Genomic DNA, 22,144 nt, shown 5'->3' with positions numbered 1-22,144 from the left:
GAAATTGACCATCCCTTAAGAAGGGTTTTTGCGCCTCGCGGATGAAAACTCGTAAAGGGTGACTGACAGCGGCGCTCGCTTCTGACAAAATACACGCCATCCCCCCTTTCAAACGTTACAGACGGAATCTTCTCTCTGATGGCAGCAAAGATTATTGACGGTAAAACGATTGCGCAGCAGGTGCGCTCTGAGGTCGCGGAAAAAGTGAAGGCGCGTAAAGCCGCCGGAAAACGCGCCCCCGGGCTGGCCGTTGTGCTGGTTGGCAGCAACCCGGCATCGCAGATTTATGTCGGCAGCAAACGCAAAGCGTGTGAAGAGGTGGGGTTCGTCTCCCGCTCTTACGATTTGCCGGAAACCACCAGCGAAGCGGAACTGCTGGAACTTATTGACACTCTGAATGCCGATAAAGAGATCGACGGCATTCTGGTTCAGCTGCCGCTGCCGGCAGGTATCGATAACGTGAAGGTGCTGGAGCGCATCGCACCGGATAAAGACGTTGACGGTTTCCATCCGTATAACGTGGGCCGCCTGTGCCAGCGCGCGCCGCGTCTGCGCCCGTGCACCCCGCGCGGCATCGTGACGCTGCTGGAGCGCTATAACATCGACACCTACGGCCTGAACGCCGTCGTCATCGGTGCGTCCAACATAGTGGGCCGCCCGATGAGCATGGAGCTGCTGCTGGCCGGCTGCACCACCACCGTGACCCACCGCTTTACCAAAAACCTGCGTCACCACGTCGAGAATGCCGACCTGCTGATCGTCGCAGTGGGCAAGCCGGGCTTTATTCCGGGCGAGTGGATTAAAGAGGGCGCGATTGTCGTGGATGTAGGGATTAACCGTCTGGAAAACGGCAAGGTGGTCGGCGACGTGGTCTACGAAGATGCGGCGGCTCGCGCCTCTTACATCACGCCAGTACCGGGCGGCGTTGGCCCGATGACCGTCGCAACGCTGATTCAGAATACTTTGCAGGCATGCGAAGAGTACCACGATGTAGAGGAAGCATAAGATGGCCACATTTTCATTAGGCAAACACCCGCACGTTGAGCTGTGCGATCTGCTCAAGCTCGAAGGCTGGAGCGAAAGCGGCGCGCAGGCGAAAATCGTTATCGCCGACGGGCGGGTTTTAGTCGACGGCGCGGTGGAAACCCGCAAGCGCTGCAAGATTGTCGCGGGACAGACCGTGAGCTTTGAAGGTCAGAGCGTGACCGTGACGGCCTGAGTTTCCCCCCTCACCCTAACCCTCTCCCCAAAGGGGAGAGGGGATCAAAAACCCCCTACCTCCATCACGGTTAATTATCGATCAACTTCAAAGAATCACTATTTCATCTGTTGAAAGGTGAGAATTCAGTTGCGCAGTTTTCACTCTTTCCCCACGATAAGTAGAACGTTCTACTAAAACGTTCTACTTACAATAACAGCGCCAAAAAAAGCGCTACTCGGGGGAAATCAGCATGAGTCTGATATCAGGGTTTGTTAAATCGCTGTCTAAATTATCAATGATTGGTCGCGCCTTAATGCTGCCAATTTCACTGCTTCCCGCCGCGGGCCTGCTGCTGGCCTTCGGCGATAAGTTCCACCTGCCGCTAATGATGAACGCCGGCGGGGTTATCTTTGATAACCTGCCGATGCTGTTTGCCATAGGCTCCGCCGTGGGTCTGGCGTCCGAGTCCGGCATCGCGGCGCTCTCCGCGGCAGTCTCGGTGTTTGTCACCAACATCACCATCAGCACCGTGCTGAGCATTACGCCGGAAATGGCCTCACAGGGCGGGAAATACGCCATGGTGGTCGGTATCCCGACGCTGCAGATGGGCGTCTTTGGCGGTCTTATCTGCGGGATCCTCGCAGCCTGGTGCTATAACCGCTTCCACACCATGCAGCTGCCGGAGTTCCTCGGCTTCTTCTCCGGGAAGCGCTTTGTGGCAATCGCCACGGCGTTCCTCTCTTTCCTGATGGGGCTGCTGCTGCCGTACGTCTGGCAGCATATTCAGGCCGGTATCGACGCGCTCTCCGTGATCGTGAACGGCGACAACCAGGCGGCATCGACCTTTATCTTCGGCCTGGTGGAGCGCGCGCTGATCCCGCTCGGCCTGCACCATATCTGGTACCCGTCCTTCTGGTATTCGTTCGGGGATTACACCACCCAGGCGGGCCAGGTGATCCACGGCGACCAGACCATCTGGTTCAAGATGCTCGAAGAGGGGGTGAAATCCTTCAGCAGCGATACCTACCAGAACGCCGGTAAGTTCATGCAGGGCGAGTTCCCGCTGATGCTGTTCGCGCTGCCTGCGGCGTGCCTGGCGATGTACCACGAAGCGCACACCAAAAATAAGAAAATCGCGGCCGGTATTCTGTTCTCTGCGGCGCTCACCTGCTTCCTGACGGGGATCACCGAGCCGGTAGAGTTCACCTTTATCTTCGTGGCGCCAATTCTGTACGTCTTTAACGCCATCATGGCGGGCCTGGCGTACATGACCATGTACCTGCTGCACGCGCATATCGCCAAATCGTTCTCGGCGGGCTTTATCGACTACCTGTCGTTCGGGATCCTGCCGTCGTTTAACGGCTATCAGACCAACTTCCTGAGCGCCATTATCATCGGCATTCCAATGGCGCTGATTTACTACTTTACGTTCCGCTTCGTGATCCGCCGCTTCGACGTGAAAACGCCGGGCCGTACGGAAGTGACCGCCAGCGCGAATGACAAGTCCGATTCCGAACTTGCCACTGAAATCATCGGCCTGCTGGGCGGCGCGCAGAACATTGACTCCGTCGGCTCCTGCATCACCCGCCTGCGTCTGGAAGTGGCGAAGAGCGATGCGGTGGACAGGGACGGACTGAACGGTCTCGGCGCGCGCGGCGTGGTCTTCGTCGGCGATAACGGGATTCAGGTGATTTTCGGTGCGAGAGCACAGTTTATCGCCCAGACCATGTCCACCATGATCGGCAAATAATAAGATGCCTGAACGACACGTCTCCTGTACGCTGGGAGCCGTGTCTTATCCGGCTGATAATCGGTAAATTTCAGGGAGCGGTTTTGAAGAAAGTCAGCATCATTGATGTCGCAAAGCACGCGGGCGTGTCGGTCTCTACCGTCTCGCTGGTGCTACGCCAGAAAGGGAAAATCTCAGAGGCGACGATCGAGAAGGTCAATGCCGCCATCACGACGCTGGGCTATGTTCATAACGTTGCCGCTGCCAACCTTCGCGCCAACACCTCCAATCTGATCGGCCTGATCCTGCGTGACTTCAGCGACAGCTTTTCCATCAAGGTGATGGCGAGCATCGTTCAGGAGCTGGAGAAGCAGGGTTATATGGTTTTTCTCGGCCAGCCGCTGAACGACCGTGAACATCTCAAACGCACCCTGCTGTCGTTTAAGCAGCAGGGTGTCGCGGGCGTTATTTATCTGGCGTCTGACACCTGTAACGCCGCTTTACCGGAGCAAATCCGCCAGTGCCCACTGCCGCTGGTGGTGGTCTCGCAGTCCCTGCTCGATGAAAAATGCAATCTGGTAATGCGCGACAACCGCCAGGCGGCGAACCTGGCCGCGCGCTATCTTATCGAGCGCGGACACCGCACGATCGCCTACATTGGCGGGCGCGAGGGTTGTCTTATCCGCGAGCAGCGCCTGCTCGGCTTTCGCAGCGCGATGACGCAAAACGGGCTGGTCTGGCGCGATGAATATTCACCGGCCTGCAGCGACGACACCCAGGCCGCCGCGATGGCGACGCGTCAGCTGCTGGAAAAAAACAACGCCATCACCGCCCTGCTTTGCCACTCCCCGGATGCGATGATCGGCTCCATTTCCGGCATTCATCAGGTGGGCCGCACCGTGGGGAAAGACGTCTTCTTAACCCAGCAGGTCGCGCTGATCGGTTTTGAAGATATGCTGCACGTTAACCTCACCTCCCCTTCCTTCACCTACGTCTCCTCGGCCAGCGATGAAACCGGGCGACAGGCGGCGGGGCTGATTATCCGCAAGCTTAAGGAGCCGGATCTGCAAACCCAGCGCATTACGCTTTCCGGGCAGCTTATCGCACGCGAGTCGGCGTAAAATCAGAATTTAGCACCGGTTTGCCGCAGCGAATTCGCTGCTATATTGCCATGATTTGCCATGGATAAATGTAATGCCTACCGTTATTACTCACGCTGCTGTCCCTCTTTGCCTGGGCTTAGGTCTGGGAACCAAAGTCATCCCTCCCCGCCTGCTGTTTGCCGGTATCGTTCTCGCCATGCTGCCGGACGCCGACGTGCTGGCGTTTAAATTCGGCGTTGCCTACGGAAATGTTTTCGGTCATCGCGGCTTTACCCACTCCCTGTTGTTCGCCTTTGCGGTGCCGATACTTTGCGTGCTGATTGGCCGACGATGGTTCCGGGCCAGCCTGACGCGGTGCTGGCTATTTTTAACGGTGTCATTGCTGTCGCACAGCCTGCTGGATTCGATTACCACGGGCGGGAAAGGCGTCGGCTGGTTATGGCCGTGGTCGGATGAACGCTTCTTTGCGCCGTGGCAGGTGATTAAGGTCGCGCCGTTTGCGCTGTCGCGCTATACCACGCCGTACGGGCATCAGGTGATCGTTTCAGAATTGCTGTGGGTGTGGCTGCCGGGGGTAGTGCTGATGGGGTTGCTGTGGTGGAGAAAGCGTGCGCGCTGATGCCCTCACCCCGGCCCTCTCCCACAGGGAGAGGGTTAGGATGAAGGGAAAATTACTTACGACGCCAGGTCGTTCCCTGCGGGCCGTCTTCCAGAATGATGCCCATCTCGGTCAGACGGTTACGCGCCGCATCTGCCGCCGCCCAGTCTTTCGCCTGACGCGCTTCCAGACGCGCTTTGATAAGCCGCTCAATTTCCGCCACTTCGCCGTCGTCCGCCTGCGCGCCGCTCTGCAGGAACACGTCCGGCTCCTGCTCCAGCAGGCCGAGCACGGAAGAGAGCTTGCGCAGATGGGACGCCAGCGCATTCGCCGCTGCCATGTCCTCTGACTTCAGGCGGTTCACTTCACGCGCCATGTCGAACAGCACGGAGTAGGCTTCCGGGGTGTTGAAGTCGTCGTTCATCACCTCAACAAAGCGCGCTTCGAATGCTTCGCCACCAGCCGCAGGCACTGATTTGTCGGTGCCGCGCAGGGCGGTGTACAAACGCTCCAGCGCCGAGCGCGCCTGCTTCAGGTTCTCTTCGCTGTAGTTCAGCTGGCTGCGATAGTGGCCGGACATCAGGAAGTAGCGCACGGTTTCCGCGTCGTAATACTTCAGCACGTCGCGCACGGTAAAGAAGTTGCCCAGCGATTTCGACATCTTCTCGCGGTCAACCATCACCATCCCGGAGTGCATCCAGTAGTTCACGTACTCGCCGCCGTGGGCGCAGGTGGACTGCGCGATTTCGTTTTCGTGGTGCGGGAACATCAGGTCCGAACCGCCGCCGTGAATGTCGAAGTGCTTGCCCAGCTGTTTGCAGTTCATCGCGGAACATTCAATGTGCCAGCCCGGGCGGCCTTCGCCCCACGGGGATGGCCAGCTTGGTTCGCCCGCTTTGGACATTTTCCACAGCACGAAGTCCATCGGGTTACGCTTCACGTCCACCACGTCCACGCGCGCGCCGGCCTGGAGCTGATCCAGATCCTGACGGGAAAGCGAACCGTAGGTTGGGTCCGTCGGCACCGAGAACATCACGTCACCGTTGTCAGCAACGTACGCGTGACCGCGCTCAATCAGCTTCTCGGTGATCTCGATAATTTCGTGAATATGGTGGGTCGCGCGCGGCTCGCTGTCCGGACGCAGAATATTTAAGGCGTCGAAGTCTTTGTGCATCTCAACGATCATGCGATCCACCAGCGCAACAAAGCTTTCGCCGTTTTCATTAGCGCGCTTGATGATTTTATCGTCGATGTCGGTAATGTTACGCACGTACTTCAGGTTATAGCCCAGGAAGCGCAGGTAGCGAGAGACGATGTCGAACGCGACAAAGGTACGGCCATGGCCGATATGACAGAGATCGTAAACCGTAATACCACACACGTACATGCCGACTTCCCCGGCATGGATAGGTTTAAATTCCTCTTTCTGGCGCGTCATTGTATTAAAGATTTTTAACATCGAAGATTCCATGTAAACACGTGTGTGGGTTGTTTGTTCCCTATAATACCCATAATTCGGAATAGGATCAGCACACAATGCAAGGTGATCGCGTCCTGTGGTTATGCTATAACAAGCCCCTATATATGACCCGAAGGCGGGTCGACGTACCACAATAACGGAACAGGATGCAAAAATGGTTACTTTCCACACTAATCATGGCGATATCGTAATCAAAACCTTTGATGACAAAGCGCCTGAAACAGTTAAAAACTTCCTGGACTACTGCCGCGAAGGTTTCTACAACAACACCATTTTCCACCGCGTGATCAACGGCTTTATGATCCAGGGCGGCGGTTTCGAGCCTGGCATGCGCCAGAAAGAGACCAAAGAAGCGATCAAAAACGAAGCGAACAACGGCCTGAAAAACACCCGCGGTACGCTGGCAATGGCCCGTACTCAGGCACCACACTCTGCCACCGCGCAGTTCTTCATCAACGTGGCGGATAACGACTTCCTGAACTTCTCCGGCGAAAGCCTGCAGGGTTGGGGCTACTGCGTCTTCGCAGAAGTGGTTGAAGGGATGGACGTGGTTGACAAGATCAAAGCCGTCTCAACCGGCCGCAGCGGTATGCACCAGGACGTTCCTAAAGAAGACGTTGTGATTACAAGCGTGACCGTCAGCGAGTAATTCGTGGCGACACTCTTAATTGCGGATCTGCATCTGCAAACAGAAGAACCGGCGATAACCGCCGGTTTTCTGCGTTTTTTACGCGGGGAAGCGAAAAGCGCCGATGCGCTGTACATCCTGGGCGACCTGTTTGAAGCCTGGATTGGCGACGACGACCCAAATCCGCTGCACCGTGAAATGGCTGCCGCCATTAAAACGCTGGTGGATTCCGGCGTCCCCTGCTACTTCATTCACGGCAACCGTGATTTCCTGCTCGGCAAGCGCTACGCCCGTGAAAGCGGTATGACGCTGCTGCCGGAAGAGCAGGTGCTCGATCTCTATGGCCGCAGGGTGCTGATCATGCACGGCGATACGCTCTGCACCGACGATACCGGCTACCTGGCGTTTCGCGCCAAAGTCCACACCCCGTGGATCCAGAAGCTGTTCCTTGCCCTGCCGCTGTTTATCCGCAACCGCATCGCCGCCAGAATGCGCGCGGGCAGTAAAGCCGCCAACAGCAGCAAATCCCTGACCATCATGGACGTTAATCCACTGGCGGTGGTGAACGTGATGGAAAAGCATGGCGTTCAGTGGTTGATCCACGGTCATACCCATCGTCCTGACGTGCATTCTCTTATCGCCAACGGTGAACCGGCCCATCGCATGGTACTGGGCGCGTGGCACAGCGAAGGCTCTATGGTCAAAGTCACGCCAGAGGGCGTGGAGCTTATCGCGTTTCCGTTTTAACCCCCCCTCACAATTCTTTCTATTTTTTTGAATAATATCGGCAAATTGTTTCGATTTTAATCAGCCCGTGGTCGGCCTATTATTTATCACATCAGGGCAACACGCCCTATCCCAGACAAAATATTTAAGGAATACGACCATGAAATCCATCAAAACTTTCGTTGCAGTTACTGCTCTCTCCCTGGTTTCTTTCGGTTCTTTCGCTCAGAGCGTGAGTGCAACCGGCTCAACCCTTGACCGCGCAGAAGCGAAAATTGCTGCCCAGGCTGCTGAACAAGGTGCGTCATACAAAATCACCAGCGCGCAGTTCAACAACCGCGTGTACATGACCGCAGAACTGACGAAATAATGATTGTCGCTCGACGAAAACAGACCGCCAGATCGCGGTCTGTTTTGTTATGAATTGATGGCAACAACGGCTCAAGATTTAACCGCGCAACCGTTTTCCTTGCCCGTATAACATGCTATTCTCTGTGCCCTCGAAAGCAGTGTGTTTCGCACCACAGGAGTTTTAAGACGCATGTCTTCCCGCAATAATCCGGCGCGTGTCGCCATCGTGATGGGGTCCAAAAGCGACTGGGCTACCATGCAGTTCGCCGCCGAAATCTTTGAAATCCTGAATGTACCGCACCACGTTGAAGTGGTCTCCGCGCACCGTACGCCGGACAAACTGTTCAGCTTCGCCGAAAGCGCCGAAGAGAACGGTTATGAGGTGATCGTTGCCGGTGCGGGCGGCGCAGCACATCTGCCAGGCATGATTGCCGCCAAAACCCTGGTGCCGGTTCTGGGCGTTCCGGTACAAAGCGCCGCGTTAAGCGGTGTCGATAGCCTTTATTCCATCGTCCAGATGCCGCGCGGTATTCCTGTCGGCACGCTGGCGATTGGCAAAGCGGGCGCGGCGAATGCCGCTCTGCTGGCCGCGCAAATTCTTGCAACGCACGACAAAGATTTACGCCAGCGTCTGGCGGCGTGGCGTAAAGCCCAGACCGACGAGGTGCTGGATAACCCGGACCCGCGGGGTGCAGCATGAAGCAGGTTTGCGTCCTCGGTAACGGCCAGTTGGGCCGTATGCTGCGTCAGGCCGGTGAGCCGCTGGGTATTGCCGTCTGGCCCGTCGGGCTGGACGATGAACCTGAGGCCGTCCCGTTCCACCAGAGCGTGATCACGGCAGAAATCGAACGCTGGCCGGAAACCGCGCTGACCCGCGAGCTGGCGCGCCATAACGCCTTTGTGAACCGCGACGTGTTCCCGATTATTGCCGACCGTCTGACGCAAAAGCAGCTGTTCGACAAGCTCGGTCTGCCGACCGCACCGTGGCAGCTGTTGTCCGACAAAAGCGAGTGGAATGACGTGTTCGCGATGCTGGGCGAACTGGCGATTGTAAAGCGTCGCGTGGGCGGCTACGACGGCCGCGGCCAGTGGCGCCTGCGCGCGCATGAAACCGCCGAGCTGCCGGACGACTGCTACGGCGAGTGCATCGTTGAGCAGGGCATCAACTTTAGCGGCGAAGTGTCGCTGGTTGGCGCGCGCGGGCACGACGGCCGCACGGTGTTTTACCCGCTGACGCATAACCTGCATCAGGACGGCATTCTGCGCACCAGCGTCGCCTTCCCGCAGGCCAATGCCGACCAGCAGGCGCAGGCGGAAGAGATGCTCTCAGCCATCATGCACGAGCTGGGCTATGTGGGCGTCATGGCGATGGAGTGCTTTATCACCCCGTCCGGTCTGCTGATCAACGAGCTGGCGCCGCGCGTGCACAACAGCGGCCACTGGACGCAAAACGGCGCGTCCATCAGCCAGTTCGAACTGCATCTGCGCGCGATCACCGACCTGCCGCTGCCGAAGCCCGTCGTTAACAGCCCGTCGGTGATGATCAACCTGATCGGGACCGATCTGAACTACGACTGGCTAAAGCTGCCGCTGGTGCACCTGCACTGGTATGACAAAGAGGTCCGCGAGGGTCGTAAGGTCGGTCACCTGAACCTGAACGATACCGATACGGACCGCCTGAGCGCCACCCTGGAAGCGATCGTTCCTCTCCTGCCGCCGGAATATGCAAGCGGCATTGTCTGGGCACAGTCAAAGCTTAAGTAAGACATCCACGCCGGGGAGTTGACCTTCCCCTTCCCCGGCGTACAATCCCCGCCCATTGCTGCTGAGTTTTCTTCTGGAATAACCATGAACGATGGAACGGACTATCGCGCGATCCTCGCGTCTGATACCCCTTTAATCGACGTTCGCGCGCCGATCGAATTTGCCCAGGGCGCGATGCCTGCGGCAGTCAACCTGCCCTTAATGAACGACGACGAGCGTGCCGCCGTTGGCACGTGCTACAAACGCCAGGGCCCCGAAGCCGCGCTCGCGCTCGGCCATCGCCTGGTGAACGGTGAAACGCGCGACTCGCGTATCCGCGCCTGGCGGGAAGCCAGTCTTGCCCATCCTGAGGGCTTTCTCTGCTGTGCGCGCGGCGGCCAGCGCTCGCATATCTCGCAGGCCTGGCTTAAAGAGGCTGGCGTCGACTACCCGCTGATCCGCGGCGGCTATAAGGCCCTGCGTCAGACGGCGATTCAGGTGACGATCGAGCAGTCGCAAAAGCCGATGGTGCTAATCGGCGGCTGTACCGGAAACGGTAAAACGCTGCTGGTGAAGCAGCACCCGCAGGGCATCGATCTGGAAGGGCTGGCACACCATCGCGGTTCGTCGTTTGGCCGCACGCTCACGCCGCAGCTTTCCCAGGCCAGCTTTGAAAACCACCTTGCGGTTGAGCTATTGAAAAAAGACGCTGCGCGCTGGGTGCTGGAAGATGAAGGCCGGATGATTGGCTCCAACCACCTGCCGGAGTGCCTGCGCGACCGCATGGTTGAAGCCCCTATCGTTGTCGTCGAAGACCCGTTTGAAATTCGTCTTGAACGCCTGCGCGAAGAGTATTTCGACCATATGTGGGCGGACTTTTCTGCTGCCTACGGCGAGGAAGCGGGCTGGAAAGAGTACAGCGAGTATCTGCATCACGGCCTGTTCGCCATTCGCCGCCGCCTGGGGCTGCAGCGGTATGCAGAATTCACCGCGCTGTTAGATTCCGCGCTGTTGGAACAGCAACGCTCCGGCAGCACCGAGGCGCACTTCAGCTGGCTTGCACCGCTGCTGAAGGACTATTACGACCCGATGTACGGCTATCAGCTGGAGAAAAAGGCGGAGAAGATTGTGTATCGCGGGACGTACGAAGAGATTGCTGAGTGGCTTGATCGCTGAAAAAAAGCCGGGTGGCGGCTGCGCCTTACCCGGCCTACGCGTGCTTTTGTAGCCCCGGTAAGCGCAGCGCCACCGGGGAACAGACCACTTAGAAGTCGTAACGCAGACGCACCAGGTTCATGTCGCCCAGGTTGTCGGTGCTGGAGGTGAACACGTGTTCGTAATCCACGCGGAAACCGTAATCCAGCTGGAAGCTGATACCCACGCCGTTGTCGATACGCTGGTAGTTGCGGCCGTTCACGTACTCAATACGGTCACCCATGAAGTAAGGCTGGATGGATTTCACCGCGTACTGACCGATTGGGAATTTATACCCTGCGAAGTATTCAATACCCCACGCGTCGCCCGCAAAGTAGTCGTTAACAGACACTTTTTTGGTGGTCAGGAAGTTCTGGTACCAGCCGCCGCCCGCGGAGAAGGTCCAGTTGTCCGGCGTCCAGCTCAGTGCGGTACCGACGATATTCTGATCGTAGGTTTTGCTGTCGCCGTTGTCCGGGTTACGCATGTCGGCGCGGGTGTAGTTCCACGCTGCGCCCCAGGTCAGATCGGTGGTCAGGTGGTAATCGATACCCAGCGAGCCGCCGCCTTTGCGCTTGTAGCGCAGGCCGTTGCCCGGCAGGTATTCGCTGTCTTCAAACAGGTAGGATGCGTAAATGTCCGCATCGCCCACGGTTTTCTTATATTTCAGCATCTGGCGTGAACGGTAAGAGCCGTCGTAGTCGCCGTTGATCCCGTTACCCGGTGCCTGACCGATCATGTCGTAGTCCCAGATATCGGTTTTCACGCCAACCACATCATAGTAAACGCTGTTCTGTTGACCGAAGGTCAGCGTACCCCAGGTATCGCTCTTCAGGCCGGTGTAGAGCATACGGCGAGTGGTGTCGTGGGCGCCGTCTGCATAGTGATGATCCCAGTTAAACTGGGCAGGAATGTTCACTCCCAGCTCGTAGTAGCTGATCCAGCTGATGTCATCAAACAGGTAGTAATCAGCCGCGAAACGGAAACGGGTGCCGCCGTCAAAGCCGTTACGCTTGTAGCTGTTTTTACCGTCGTCGCCGGTCATGTTCTGGAACTGAGGACGGATACTGCCGCCAACGGTGAAGTTCAGACGGCTCAGCGGGTTACCCGCCTGAGGATCCTGCTTAAGAACGGTGATTTCCGCCTGAGAGGCGAACGTCGTTAATGCCACTGCCGCGCCAATCGTTACCGCCAGCGCTGATTTTTTTATAGTCATTATTTTTCCTTAATAGACACGCTGCTAAATATTTAGCTGGTGAATATTAACTGGAAATAATCGGGCTGTGGGGACGGGTTTTTAATGTTTTGTGCTACTAAATGAGTGGGTATTATCACTTTGTGCTATTTAAACATTACGCGCCGGCATTAAAAACCGACGCGCAACTATCACCGTGCTAAATCAACTCACAAACTGACGGAACAGCGCTTTACCCTTTAACAGCCGCGTGCCGAGCCAGCCTCCGCAAAGAGAAAGCAGCACCGCACCGCAGAGAGGCAGGATCAACCAGAGGCGCCAGTCAGGCTCCCAAGGGAAGTCGAAGACCTTTGTCTGCAGCACCGCCAGCGCCGTCTCAGCGCCAATCGCCGCGACCAGACCCGCCACCAGCCCCAGCAGCGCAAACTCGCTCCAGAGCGTCATGCGCAGCAGGCGCTTACCCGCCCCGAGCGTGCGGTAAACTATCAGCTCCTGATGACGCTGCCGCATGCCCACCTGCACCTGAGCCAGCAGCAGCAGCACGCCGCAGATCGTCACCAGCACGACCATGACCTCAAGCGCGCGGCTGACCTGCTCCAGCACCTGCCCCACCTGTTTCAGGATCGCGCCAATATCCAGCAGGCTGACCGTCGGGAATTCCCGGTTAAGCTGCGTCAGCATGCCGTTGCCGTTTTCCCAGCGGAAGCTGGTCAGCCAGCTCTGCGGCTGTCCGTCCAGCGCGCCCGGCGGGAAGATAAAGAAGAAGTTTGGTCGCAGGCTTTCCCAGTCCACTTTACGCAGGCTGGTAACTTTCGCGGTAAAATCCTGGGTATCACCGGTGAAGGTCACGCTGTCCCCGAGCTTCACCTTCAGGCGCGTCGCCAGCCCCTCTTCCATCGACACCTCCCCCGCTTTCGGCGGCCAGCTACCGGCCGTAATCGGGTTATGGTCTGGACGTTTCTCCTGCCACGTCAGGTTCAGTTCGCGGTTTAGCGACTCGTCCTTGTTCCCCTCGGTTGACTGGCCGTTGATCTGCGTCAGACGCGCGCGGACGATAGGATAGAACGACTCGGGGATAATGTGATGCTCCGACAGGAAGCCCTTCAGCGGCGCAACCTGTTCCGGCGCGATGTTGATCAGGAAATAGTTCGGGCTTTCCGGGGGAAGCTGCTGCTGCCAGCGATCCAGCAGATCCCCGCGCAACACTAAAAGCAGCGCCAGCAGCATAAACGACAGAGAAAAAGCCGACAGCTGGCTTAGCGTTGACCAGGGCTGATGCAGCAGGCGGTTGACCGCAAGCCGCACGGGCAGGGATTTTACCGTCAGCCTTTTCAGAACGTTGAGCAGTATCCAGCCCAGCACGCCGCACAGCAGCGCCAGCACAACCGCCCCGGCCAGCACCGCCCACAGCAGCGTGCTACCGCCCATCAGCCAGGCCAGCAGCCCGACAGCGACGGCAATAATCACCGGAAGATAGAACTTCAGCGGCCAGACGTTCGCCACCACATCATTGCGCAGCACGCGCAGAGGCTGCGTCGCGAGCAGCAGCCTGTACGGACGCAGCCCCACCAGCACCGAAATCACCGTCATCGCGCCAATCGCCCACAGCCACGGCCAGAGGCTGGCCGGGGGCAATGCGGTCGGGAGTACCGGTTTCAGCATCACCATCAGCAGCTTTTCAAACAGCAGCCCCATTATCCCGCCACTGAATGCCGACAGCACCAGCAGCATCAGCCACTGGCCAACGATCAGCTTGCGCAGCTGCTTGCGCCCCGCGCCGAGGGTTTTAAGGATCGCCACCAGGTCGTAGCGGCTGCGGCAGTAATGCCCCATCGCCACGGCAACCGCCGCCACCGCCAGCAGCAGGGTCAACAATGCCGACAGCAGCAGGAACTGCTGAGAACGCTCCAGGGATTTACCGAGCGCCCCCTCGTCCTGCTCCAGCCCGTACCAGCGGTGCTCCGGCTTGAGCTGCGGCAGAAGCCATTTTTCATACGCCTCCAGTTGGGCAGGCGTGCCGCCAAACTTGTAGCGCCAGGTCACGCGGCTTCCCGGCTGGACGGCATGGGTTGCCGGAACATCCGCGGTGTTCATCAACAGGCGCGGCGCAAGCTGGAACGGGTTAAAACCGGAGTCGGGCTCCTGCACCACTTCCCCGGCGATTTTCAGCGTCGCGTCGCCCACGTCGATACTGTCGCCGGGTTTCAGGTTCAGAAGCGCCATCAAGCGCGATGCCAGCAGCACCCTGCCGGGCATCGGCTTTAACCCCGGCGGGCTGGTTTGTAACTCACCGTACATCGGGTAGACGTCGTCCACGGCTTTCACGCTGGCGAGCTGCGGGGTGTCTCCCGCGAAGGTCATGGTCTGGAAGGTAATTTGCTCCCCCACCTTCAGCCCTTCTTTGCGCGCTTCCTCAATCCAGCCAGGCGGAACAGGACGCGAACTTTGCAGCGCCCGGTCCCCGGCCATAAATTCGCGGCTCTGCTGGCTAAGCCCTTTTTCCATGCGGTCGCTGACGCTGCCGAGCGCCAGCACGCAGGCCACCGCCAGGCTTAACGCCAGCCAGACAATCAGCAGTGAGGGCGAGCGCCACTCGCGCCAGAACCAGCGGGCAATCATGCTTCCTCCTGAAGGATGCCGTTCACCAGCCGCAGGCGACGGTCGCAGCGGGCGGCCAGCTGCGGATCGTGCGTCACCAGAATAAGCGTGGTGCCATGTTCACGGTTCAGCGAAAACAGCAGGTCAGCAATTTTGTCGCCGGTTTTACGGTCAAGGTTGCCGGTGGGCTCATCGGCAAACAGCACCTCGGGGCGTCCATTAAAGGCGCGCGCCAGCGCCACGCGCTGCTGCTCGCCGCCGGAAAGCTGGGCGGGAAGATGGTCGAGGCGCTTGCCCAGACCGAGCTGTTCCAGCAGCGCCTTCGCATGCGTGCGGCTTTCGCGACTCTTTTCGCCGCGCAGCAGCGCCGGGAGCTCGACGTTTTCCAGCGCGTTCAGCGTCGGGATCAGCATAAAGGACTGAAAGACAAAGCCGATATGACGCGCGCGCAGCGCGGCTCGCGCCTCTTCATCAAGCTGGTGCAGCGGCTGCCCGACAAGGTGGACTTCGCCGCTGCTGCCGTCATCCAGACCGGCCAGAATCGCCAGCAGCGTGGACTTGCCGGAACCGGATTCGCCAATCAGCGCGATGGTTTCGGCGCGTTTGACAACGAGTTCAACTCCGGTAAGGATTGAAAGCTCCTGCTCCCCCTGACCGACGGACTTCTTAAGACGATGAACTTCAACACTGTTTTCCGCTGGCATTTGCCCTTCCTGTTTTTGATGCTGATGACCTTCCGCGCGGCGGCAGCGGACACGTTACTGATTCTTGGCGACAGCCTGAGCGCGGGCTACCGCATGGCGGCCAGCGCGGCCTGGCCGGCTCTGCTTAATGATAAATGGCAAAGCAAGACGACCGTTGTCAACGGCAGCATCAGCGGCGATACCTCTCAGCAAGGGCTGTCGCGCCTGCCTGCGCTGCTCAAGCAGCATCAGCCGCGCTGGGTGCTGGTTGAGCTGGGCGGTAATGACGGCCTGCGCGGCTTCCAGCCTCAGCAAACCGAGCAAACGCTGCGCACCATTTTGCAGGACATCAAGGCGGCAAACGCCCAGCCGCTGCTGATGCAAATTCGCCTGCCCGCCAACTACGGTCGTCGGTATAATGAGGCCTTTAGCGCGATCTACCCTAAGCTTGCCAAAGAGTTTGATATTCCGCTCCTGCCATTTTTCATGGAAGAGGTCTATCTCAAACCCCAGTGGATGCAGGACGACGGTATCCACCCCAATCGCGATGCGCAGCCGTTTATTGCCGACTGGATGGCAACGCGGCTGGCTCCTTTAGTTAAACATGACTCGTAATTCAGCGGAGTTCCTGACAGGTAAAGTTATGCAAAAATCGGTCTTAATTACAGGATGTTCCAGCGGAATCGGTCTTGAAAGCGCGCTCGAATTAAAGCGCCAGGGATTTCGGGTGCTGGCAGCCTGCCGCAAGCCTGACGATGTCGAGCGCATGAACGCAATGGGCTTCACCGGCGTACAGCTGGATATGGACTCGCCGGAGAGCGTTGAACGCGCCGCCGACGAGGTGATAGCCCTGACCGACAATCGTCTGTACGGGCTCTTTAACAATGCCGGCTACGGCGTATATGGCCCGCTGGATACGCTCTCGCGTGAAACGCTGGAGAAACAGTTTTCAACCAATTTCTTTGGCGTGCATCAGCTCACCATGCGTCTGCTCCCGGCCATGCTGCCGCACGGCGAAGGGCGCATCGTAATGACATCGTCGGTGATGGGGCTGATTTCTACCCCGGGGCGCGGCGCCTACGCCGCCAGTAAATATGCGCTGGAAGCCTGGTCCGATGCCCTGCGCATGGAGTTACGCCACAGCGGCATCAAGGTCAGCCTGATTGAGCCCGGCCCGATCCGCACCCGCTTTACCGAAAACGTGAACCAGACGCAGGCGGATAAGCCGGTCGAAAACCCCGGCATTGCCGCACGCTTTACCCTCGGGCCAGAGGCGGTGGTTGCCAAAGTGCGCCATGCTTTTGAGAGTGAACATCCGAAGATGCGCTACCCGGTGACGCTGGTCACCCATGCCGTAGGCTGGTTAAAGCGCCTGCTGCCGGGCAGGATAATGGACAAAATTTTACAGGGTTGAGTTGAAGCGACGACGCTTATCCCCCATGTAAAGAACAAACCGACAAAAGAGAAAGTCGCATGTCCGTACAGAATATCGTCAATATTACTGAAGCAAACCTGCAACAGGTCCTCGAACAGTCAATGACCAAACCGGTGCTGTTCTACTTCTGGTCTGAGCGCAGCCAGCACTGTCTACAGCTGACGCCAGTGCTGGAAAGCCTTGCCGCCCAGTACAACGGGCAGTTTATTCTCGCTAAGCTGGACTGTGACGCCGAGCCGATGGTCGCGTCGCAGTTTGGTCTACGCGCCATTCCAACCGTCTACCTGTTCCAGAACGGTCAGCCTGTTGATGGCTTCCAGGGACCGCAGCCGGAAGAGGCTATCCGCGCCCTGCTGGATAAGGTGCTGCCGCGCGAAGAAGAGCTTAAAGCGCAGGAAGGCATGGCGCTGATGCAGGAAGGCAAATACGACGAAGCACTGCCTTTGCTGAAAGAGGCGTGGCAGTTGTCGAACCAGAACAGCCAGATTGGCCTGCTGCTGGCGGAAACGCAGATTGCCCTGCACCGTTCAGAAGACGCAGAAGCCGTGCTCAAGACGGTTCCAATGCAGGATCAGGACACCCGCTATCAGGGACTGGTAGCGCAGATTGAGCTGCTGAAGCAGGCAGCGGACACCCCGGAAATTCAGCAGCTGCAGCTGCAGGTCGCCGACAACCCGGCGGATGCCGCGCTGGCAAGCCAGCTGGCGCTGCAGCTGCATCAGGTAGGACGTAACGAAGAGGCGCTGGAGCTGCTGTTCAGCCACCTGCAGAAAGATCTGGCTGCCGCAGACGGCCAGGCGCGCAAGATGTTCCAGGAGATCCTGGCCGCGCTGGGCACCGGAGACGCGCTGGCGTCGAAGTATCGTCGTCAGCTGTATGCGCTGCTGTACTGATAAAAAAGCCCGGTGGCGGCTCCGCCTTACCGGGCCTACAAAAGACGGTTTACGCCGACTTTTTCAACTGCGTCACCATCAGTTGGTGACGCGCGTTGTAGAACTTCCGATACGTCAGGTAGCAGGCAATGATGGTTGACAGGCTCGCCGTGGAAAGCAGCATAAACGTCACCATGATCTGATACTTAATCGCTTTTACCGGATCGATACCGGCAAAGATTAGCCCCGACATCATGCCCGGCAGGCTCACCAGCCCCACCGTTTTGGCTGAATCCACGGTAGGGATCAGCGATGAGCGAATGCTCTCACGGATCAGCCGCGCCGAGGCCACTTTTGGCGTCGCCCCCAGGCTTAGCTTCTCCTGTAGCTGCTGCTGTTCGCTGCTGAAACGCTGGCCGAGGTTGTTGTAGCACAGCCCAACGGCCACCATCGCGTTCCCGGCAATCATCCCGGAGATAGGGATAACCTGCATCGGCGTAAACTCAATCGAGCCGGAGAGCACCAGCACCGCCAGGGTGAGCGCCGTCCCGGTGGTAATCGCGATAAACGACGAGATAAACGCCTTATCAATATATTTACTGCGTTTCTGCGCGTTCCACGCCGCGTTAAAGCAGATAAAGAGCACCATCAGCAGCGTCAGCACCGCGTGGTTGACGTTGAAAATATACTTAAGCACATAGCCGACGATGATGAGCTGAATCACCGCGCGGCAGATGCTCCAGACAATATCTTTTTCCAGCCCCAGCTTTTCCCGGTAGCTGACCACAATCGCAATCAGCACCAGCACCATCGAAAACGCCAGAGATTCATTGGTAATGTTATGCTCACCCACGGTTGGCCTCCTGCATTTTCCCGCCGTGCGGCTGGAGCGTAATCACGTCATCCGCATGGGTAATTTCGTTTGAGTCATGCGTCACCCACAGCACGGCAATATTCTGCTCGCGGGCGTAACGATGAATAATCTCGTTGACGTTGCGTTTGTTGGCGTCATCGAGCGCGCTGGTGATTTCATCCAGCAGCAATACTTTCGGTAAGAACTGCAGATTACGGATCAGCGAGACGCGCTGCTTCTCTCCGCCCGAGAGCTCACTGACGGATTTGGTCAGCGTCTCCTTCGCCAGGCCAAAACGGGCCAGATCGTTGATGAATTTTTCCGGCTCCGGCGTTTTATTGCGGATTTGCCACGGAAAAATCAGGTTGTCAAAAACCGTGTCGCCAAAAAGCGTTGGCGTTTGTACGCAATAAGAGACCTGCTGGCGATAGCTTTCCGGAGAGAGGGACGCAATATCCTGCCCTTCAAACAGAATGGTCCCCTCCGTTGGGCTAAGAAGTGAGGCCACAATCTTCAGTAAGGTACTTTTACCGCAGCCTGACGGCCCCGTTATTAGCTTGAACTCACCGGGAGAAAGGTTAAAGCCGACGTGCTGAAGGATCGTGTTATTCGCGACACGAAAGCCGACGTCCTTTATCTGCAAAACTGCATTTTCGTTGTTCATATTTTTTCCAGTAACCACCGAGCGTTATTAGCATAATCCGTGCCGCACGTTCGTCACAACGCGTTTTAGCGCCCCCTTTCGCCACCAAGACTTCCCATTGTGTTTAACGTGCATTCATTAGACATGCTTTACACTTTCGCTTTACAGTTTACGCCGTGACCTTAGCGACACTTCCGCATCCCTGGTTTAGAACATTCGTTAAAGTGGTGTTAAGCTCTGCCCGCAACACAATAAGGAAGTACCAGAATGTCTAATATTCACACTTTTTATGAGTTTTCTGAACTTGAACCTGGCGTGAAAACCATCGATCAGCTTCTTGCCGCTATTGCTTCAGAATCCGTTACGGCTTATGTGTTCGGGGGAGAGCTTGTCCGGTTTGTTAAGGGCCTGCTGAAGATGAAGCCGGTCATTCAGCTGAAGAATTGCCGCTTTGCGTTTGACAACGGCACTCGCTTCGTTGAAATCGACGGCAAAGGAAATGTCAAAGAGTTCGAGCCGGGCAAGGTTCCGGCCTGGTTCCAGTCTCCCGGTGAGTTTGCCCGCGGCCAGTGGCTGGTCAACCATGATTTTGCTGACCTGATGACGCCGGAATTTATCCGCGCGTTTATCGAACGCTTCCCGGACGTAAGCAAACGACGCGAACACGCGAACCTGCTGTTCGATCTGCAGCTTAATAAGCTGGCGCCCGCGCAGCCCGCAGCGAAAAAGACAGGCAACGTTCAGGGCAAAACGACCAAACCCAAAGTCACCGATCTGCAGTCTTTCGAACTCTTCAGCCAGTTTTATGCGCGCATGAAAACGGCAGTGTGTGCAGACCAGTTCCCGACGCTGCAAATTCTGACGGGACACGACGCCGTCAACGACGCGCCCAGCTCTCTGAAAGGCGCGGTACGCACCTGGTTCAAAGGGATCACCGGTCAACTTCCGCCGAACAACAAGCGCGTTGGCGCGGGCAATGCGGAACTGTTCTGCGCGCCGATCCGTGAGCAGCTGCACCTGGTAGAAGAGATTGGGCTGGAAACCTTCTATCACGGCCTGTCGAAAGCCATCGCTGATGCGGGTGACGATGCGCTGATCGCTGACTTTACCTACAGCTACCACTGACACACCGCCCCGCCCGTCGGACGGGGCGAATTTTAGCCCATTAGCCGATATACTTACGAATAGCAAACACGCTCTTTTTCTCACCAAAGCATGCAAAACAGGAGGTTTTTATGCTCATCGTTGTTCCCGTCCTAATATTCGTTGCGCTGGTTATTGTGGGCGCAGGCGTCAAAATTGTCCCGCAGGGTTATCAGTGGACCGTAGAGCGCTTCGGCCGCTATACCAACACGCTGCAGCCCGGCTTAAGCCTGATTATCCCGTTCATGGACAGAATTGGTCGCAAGATCAACATGATGGAACAGGTGCTGGATATCCCCTCTCAGGAAGTGATCTCCAAAGATAACGCCAACGTCACCATTGATGCCGTCTGCTTTATTCAGGTGATTGATGCCCCGAAAGCGGCCTATGAGGTGAGCAACCTGGAGCTGGCGATCGTCAACCTGACCATGACCAACATCCGTACCGTGCTCGGCTCGATGGAGCTGGACGAGATGCTTTCCCAGCGCGACAGCATCAATACCCGCCTGCTGCACATTGTCGACGAGGCCACGAACCCGTGGGGGATCAAAGTCACCCGTATTGAGATCCGCGACGTGCGCCCACCGGCTGAGCTTATCGCCTCCATGAACGCCCAGATGAAGGCCGAGCGCACCAAGCGCGCCTATATTCTGGAAGCCGAAGGGGTCCGTCAGGCGGAGATCCTCAAAGCGGAAGGGGAAAAACAGTCGCAGATCCTGAAAGCCGAAGGCGACCGTCAGTCCGCGTTCTTGCAGGCAGAAGCGCGTGAACGTTCCGCAGAAGCGGAAGCCCGTGCGACGCAGATGGTCTCCGAGGCGATTGCCGCCGGGGACATTCAGGCCGTGAACTACTTCGTCGCGCAAAAATATACCGATGCGCTGAAAGAGATCGGCTCCGCGAACAACAGCAAAGTGGTGATGATGCCGCTGGACGCCAGCAGCCTGATGGGCTCTATCGCGGGGATCGCCGAACTGATCAAAGACAGCGGAAACGAGCGTAAAAAATGATTGAGCTCATCGTTGCACATCCTCATGCCTTCTGGCTAAGCCTCGGTGGCTTATTGCTGGCGGCGGAAATGCTGGGCGGCAACGGCTACCTGCTCTGGAGCGGTGTTGCCGCTGTCATTACTGGCCTGCTGGTCTGGATCCTTCCTCTGGACTGGGCGTGGCAGGGCGCGCTGTTTGCCGTGCTGACGCTGGTCGCCGCCTGGCTGTGGTGGCGCTGGCTTAACCGCCAGGTAAAAGAGCAGAAACCGCTGGACGCGCATCTTAACCAGCGCGGACAGCAGATTGTCGGCAAGCGCTTTACGCTCGACGCCGCGCTGGTGAACGGGCGCGGGCATATGCGCGTGGGCGACAGCTCGTGGCCGGTGGTGGCCGACGGCGACCTCAGCGCCGGAACACAGGTTGAGGTCATTGCGGTGGAAGGCATTACGCTGCGGGTGAAAGCCTGCTAAGCGTGGGTTTTGCGATGGCAGCAGCCGGCAAGATTATCGATAATCGGGCAGTCGGCGCTGTCATCCCCCGGACAGGATTCCGCCAGCTGCAACAGCTGTTCGCGCATCGCCTGCAGCTCGATGATGTGGCGTTCAATCTCTGCCACTTTTTCCAGCGTGCGTTTTTTTACGTCGGCGCTGTGGCGCTTCGGATCGTTAAACAGGTTAACCAGCTCGCCGCACTCTTCCAGGTTAAACCCCACCTGTCTTGCCTGGCGCAGCAACGTCAGTTCATCGAGATGCAGCTGCGTATAGCTGCGGTAGCCGTTTTCACTGCGCAGCGGTGGCGTCACCAGCCCCTTCTCTTCATAAAAGCGGATTGCCTTGCTGGTTAAGCCCGTTTTTTTTGCCACGTCACTGATATTCACTTTTCCCCCTTGACCTTCCCCTTGATGGAAGGTTTAACCTTCATAACAGTTAGCGAAAAGCGTTACTCCGGTCAACAACTGACCAATATATTATACGGGAGTTTTG

Annotated in this window: 24 protein-coding genes; 17 read left to right on the top strand and 7 right to left on the bottom strand. The window is 57.7% G+C overall.

What is annotated here, in order from left to right; translation table 11 throughout:
• The first annotated feature begins 138 nt into the window (after positions 1–138).
• From folD to V1603_RS08755, 5 genes are all read left to right on the top strand, one after another.
• The gene (gene folD / locus V1603_RS08775; RefSeq protein WP_028012225.1) at positions 139–1,005 is read left to right on the top strand and encodes a bifunctional methylenetetrahydrofolate dehydrogenase/methenyltetrahydrofolate cyclohydrolase FolD; all 867 of its coding nucleotides are present in this window, start codon (positions 139–141) and stop codon (positions 1,003–1,005) included.
• A 1-nt stretch (position 1,006) separates the two neighbouring features.
• Complete coding sequence (gene ybcJ, locus V1603_RS08770) at positions 1,007–1,219, top strand: ribosome-associated protein YbcJ (RefSeq protein WP_116341500.1); 213 nt, start codon at positions 1,007–1,009, stop codon at positions 1,217–1,219.
• 232 nt (positions 1,220–1,451) lie between these two features.
• Positions 1,452–2,951, top strand: coding sequence for a PTS transporter subunit EIIC (locus V1603_RS08765; RefSeq protein WP_028012223.1), 1,500 nt, complete (start codon positions 1,452–1,454; stop codon positions 2,949–2,951).
• An 83-nt stretch (positions 2,952–3,034) separates the two neighbouring features.
• Positions 3,035–4,051, top strand: a complete 1,017-nt coding sequence (malI, locus tag V1603_RS08760; RefSeq protein ID WP_395313781.1) for a Mal regulon transcriptional regulator MalI — start codon at positions 3,035–3,037, stop codon at positions 4,049–4,051.
• Positions 4,052–4,124: 73 nt separating this feature from the next.
• Positions 4,125–4,652, top strand: coding sequence for a metal-dependent hydrolase (locus V1603_RS08755; protein WP_316380796.1), 528 nt, complete (start codon positions 4,125–4,127; stop codon positions 4,650–4,652).
• Positions 4,653–4,704: 52 nt separating this feature from the next.
• On the opposite strand, the gene cysS is transcribed toward V1603_RS08755, so the two are convergent.
• The gene (gene cysS / locus V1603_RS08750; RefSeq protein ID WP_395313780.1) at positions 4,705–6,090 is read right to left on the bottom strand and encodes a cysteine--tRNA ligase; all 1,386 of its coding nucleotides are present in this window, start codon (positions 6,088–6,090) and stop codon (positions 4,705–4,707) included.
• Between the two features lie 175 nt (positions 6,091–6,265).
• On the opposite strand from cysS, the gene ppiB reads away from it, so the two are divergent.
• The 6 genes from ppiB to mnmH all read left to right on the top strand — a co-directional run bounded on the left by ppiB (position 6,266) and on the right by mnmH (position 10,735).
• Positions 6,266–6,760: a peptidylprolyl isomerase B gene (gene ppiB / locus V1603_RS08745; protein WP_000256009.1), complete on the top strand. Its 495-nt coding sequence runs from the start codon at positions 6,266–6,268 to the stop codon at positions 6,758–6,760.
• A 3-nt stretch (positions 6,761–6,763) separates the two neighbouring features.
• Positions 6,764–7,486, top strand: coding sequence for a UDP-2,3-diacylglucosamine diphosphatase (gene lpxH, locus V1603_RS08740; protein WP_395313779.1), 723 nt, complete (start codon positions 6,764–6,766; stop codon positions 7,484–7,486).
• A 139-nt stretch (positions 7,487–7,625) separates the two neighbouring features.
• Complete coding sequence (locus V1603_RS08735; RefSeq protein WP_302218844.1) at positions 7,626–7,835, top strand: YdgH/BhsA/McbA-like domain containing protein; 210 nt, start codon at positions 7,626–7,628, stop codon at positions 7,833–7,835.
• 171 nt (positions 7,836–8,006) lie between these two features.
• On the top strand, positions 8,007–8,516 hold the full coding sequence (purE, locus tag V1603_RS08730) for a 5-(carboxyamino)imidazole ribonucleotide mutase (RefSeq protein ID WP_116341514.1): 510 nt from the start codon (positions 8,007–8,009) through the stop codon (positions 8,514–8,516).
• Positions 8,513–9,580 carry a 5-(carboxyamino)imidazole ribonucleotide synthase gene (gene purK, locus V1603_RS08725; protein WP_395313778.1) on the top strand — a complete coding sequence of 356 codons (1,068 nt, stop codon included), beginning with the start codon at positions 8,513–8,515 and terminating at the stop codon, positions 9,578–9,580. Before purE ends, purK begins: the two co-directional genes overlap by 4 nt.
• An 84-nt stretch (positions 9,581–9,664) precedes the next feature.
• Complete coding sequence (mnmH, locus tag V1603_RS08720) at positions 9,665–10,735, top strand: tRNA 2-selenouridine(34) synthase MnmH (protein WP_395313777.1); 1,071 nt, start codon at positions 9,665–9,667, stop codon at positions 10,733–10,735.
• A gap of 88 nt (positions 10,736–10,823) precedes the next feature.
• On the opposite strand, the gene V1603_RS08715 is transcribed toward mnmH, so the two are convergent.
• The 3 genes from V1603_RS08715 to ybbA form a co-directional block, all read right to left on the bottom strand.
• Positions 10,824–11,969, bottom strand: a complete 1,146-nt coding sequence (locus tag V1603_RS08715; protein WP_116341520.1) for a porin — start codon at positions 11,967–11,969, stop codon at positions 10,824–10,826.
• A 183-nt stretch (positions 11,970–12,152) separates the two neighbouring features.
• On the bottom strand, positions 12,153–14,567 hold the full coding sequence (gene ybbP, locus V1603_RS08710) for a putative ABC transporter permease subunit YbbP (RefSeq protein WP_395313776.1): 2,415 nt from the start codon (positions 14,565–14,567) through the stop codon (positions 12,153–12,155).
• The gene (gene ybbA / locus V1603_RS08705; RefSeq protein ID WP_041912055.1) at positions 14,564–15,250 is read right to left on the bottom strand and encodes a putative ABC transporter ATP-binding protein YbbA; all 687 of its coding nucleotides are present in this window, start codon (positions 15,248–15,250) and stop codon (positions 14,564–14,566) included. Before ybbA ends, ybbP begins: the two co-directional genes overlap by 4 nt.
• Here ybbA and tesA point away from each other — a divergent pair.
• From tesA to V1603_RS08690, 3 genes are read left to right on the top strand one after another with little or no spacing between them, the layout of a single operon-like run.
• Positions 15,221–15,844, top strand: coding sequence for a multifunctional acyl-CoA thioesterase I/protease I/lysophospholipase L1 (gene tesA / locus V1603_RS08700; protein ID WP_061098994.1), 624 nt, complete (start codon positions 15,221–15,223; stop codon positions 15,842–15,844). The two genes, ybbA and tesA, sit on opposite strands and share 30 nt — an antisense overlap.
• A complete protein-coding gene (locus V1603_RS08695) occupies positions 15,834–16,643 on the top strand; it encodes an SDR family oxidoreductase (RefSeq protein ID WP_192983370.1) in 810 nt (269 codons plus the stop codon). The genes tesA and V1603_RS08695 overlap by 11 nt, the downstream gene beginning before the upstream one ends.
• A 59-nt stretch (positions 16,644–16,702) precedes the next feature.
• On the top strand, positions 16,703–17,557 hold the full coding sequence (locus V1603_RS08690) for a co-chaperone YbbN (protein WP_166710308.1): 855 nt from the start codon (positions 16,703–16,705) through the stop codon (positions 17,555–17,557).
• Positions 17,558–17,606: 49 nt separating this feature from the next.
• Here V1603_RS08690 and fetB read toward each other — a convergent pair whose 3' ends face one another.
• Both fetB and fetA read right to left on the bottom strand, forming a co-directional pair.
• Positions 17,607–18,389 carry an iron efflux ABC transporter permease subunit FetB gene (fetB, locus tag V1603_RS08685; RefSeq protein WP_395313775.1) on the bottom strand — a complete coding sequence of 261 codons (783 nt, stop codon included), beginning with the start codon at positions 18,387–18,389 and terminating at the stop codon, positions 17,607–17,609.
• On the bottom strand, positions 18,382–19,053 hold the full coding sequence (fetA, locus tag V1603_RS08680) for an iron efflux ABC transporter ATP-binding subunit FetA (RefSeq protein ID WP_116341530.1): 672 nt from the start codon (positions 19,051–19,053) through the stop codon (positions 18,382–18,384). Before fetA ends, fetB begins: the two co-directional genes overlap by 8 nt.
• 246 nt (positions 19,054–19,299) lie before the next feature.
• On the opposite strand from fetA, the gene V1603_RS08675 reads away from it, so the two are divergent.
• The 3 genes from V1603_RS08675 to V1603_RS08665 all read left to right on the top strand — a co-directional run bounded on the left by V1603_RS08675 (position 19,300) and on the right by V1603_RS08665 (position 21,631).
• The gene (locus tag V1603_RS08675) at positions 19,300–20,157 is read left to right on the top strand and encodes a hypothetical protein (protein WP_395313774.1); all 858 of its coding nucleotides are present in this window, start codon (positions 19,300–19,302) and stop codon (positions 20,155–20,157) included.
• 110 nt (positions 20,158–20,267) lie between these two features.
• Positions 20,268–21,182: an SPFH domain-containing protein gene (locus V1603_RS08670; RefSeq protein WP_061099000.1), complete on the top strand. Its 915-nt coding sequence runs from the start codon at positions 20,268–20,270 to the stop codon at positions 21,180–21,182.
• On the top strand, positions 21,179–21,631 hold the full coding sequence (locus V1603_RS08665; protein ID WP_395313773.1) for an NfeD family protein: 453 nt from the start codon (positions 21,179–21,181) through the stop codon (positions 21,629–21,631). The genes V1603_RS08670 and V1603_RS08665 overlap by 4 nt, the downstream gene beginning before the upstream one ends.
• Here the strand turns inward: V1603_RS08665 and cueR are convergent.
• The gene (gene cueR, locus V1603_RS08660) at positions 21,628–22,038 is read right to left on the bottom strand and encodes a Cu(I)-responsive transcriptional regulator (RefSeq protein WP_080328025.1); all 411 of its coding nucleotides are present in this window, start codon (positions 22,036–22,038) and stop codon (positions 21,628–21,630) included. The two genes, V1603_RS08665 and cueR, sit on opposite strands and share 4 nt — an antisense overlap.
• Positions 22,039–22,144: the final 106 nt, after the last annotated feature.

Origin of the sequence: Enterobacter sp. ECC-219 (genome assembly GCF_043966805.1) — a bacterium.
Taxonomy (GTDB): domain Bacteria; phylum Pseudomonadota; class Gammaproteobacteria; order Enterobacterales; family Enterobacteriaceae; genus Enterobacter; species Enterobacter cloacae_N.
This window is presented reverse-complemented; position numbering and strand designations above follow the sequence as displayed.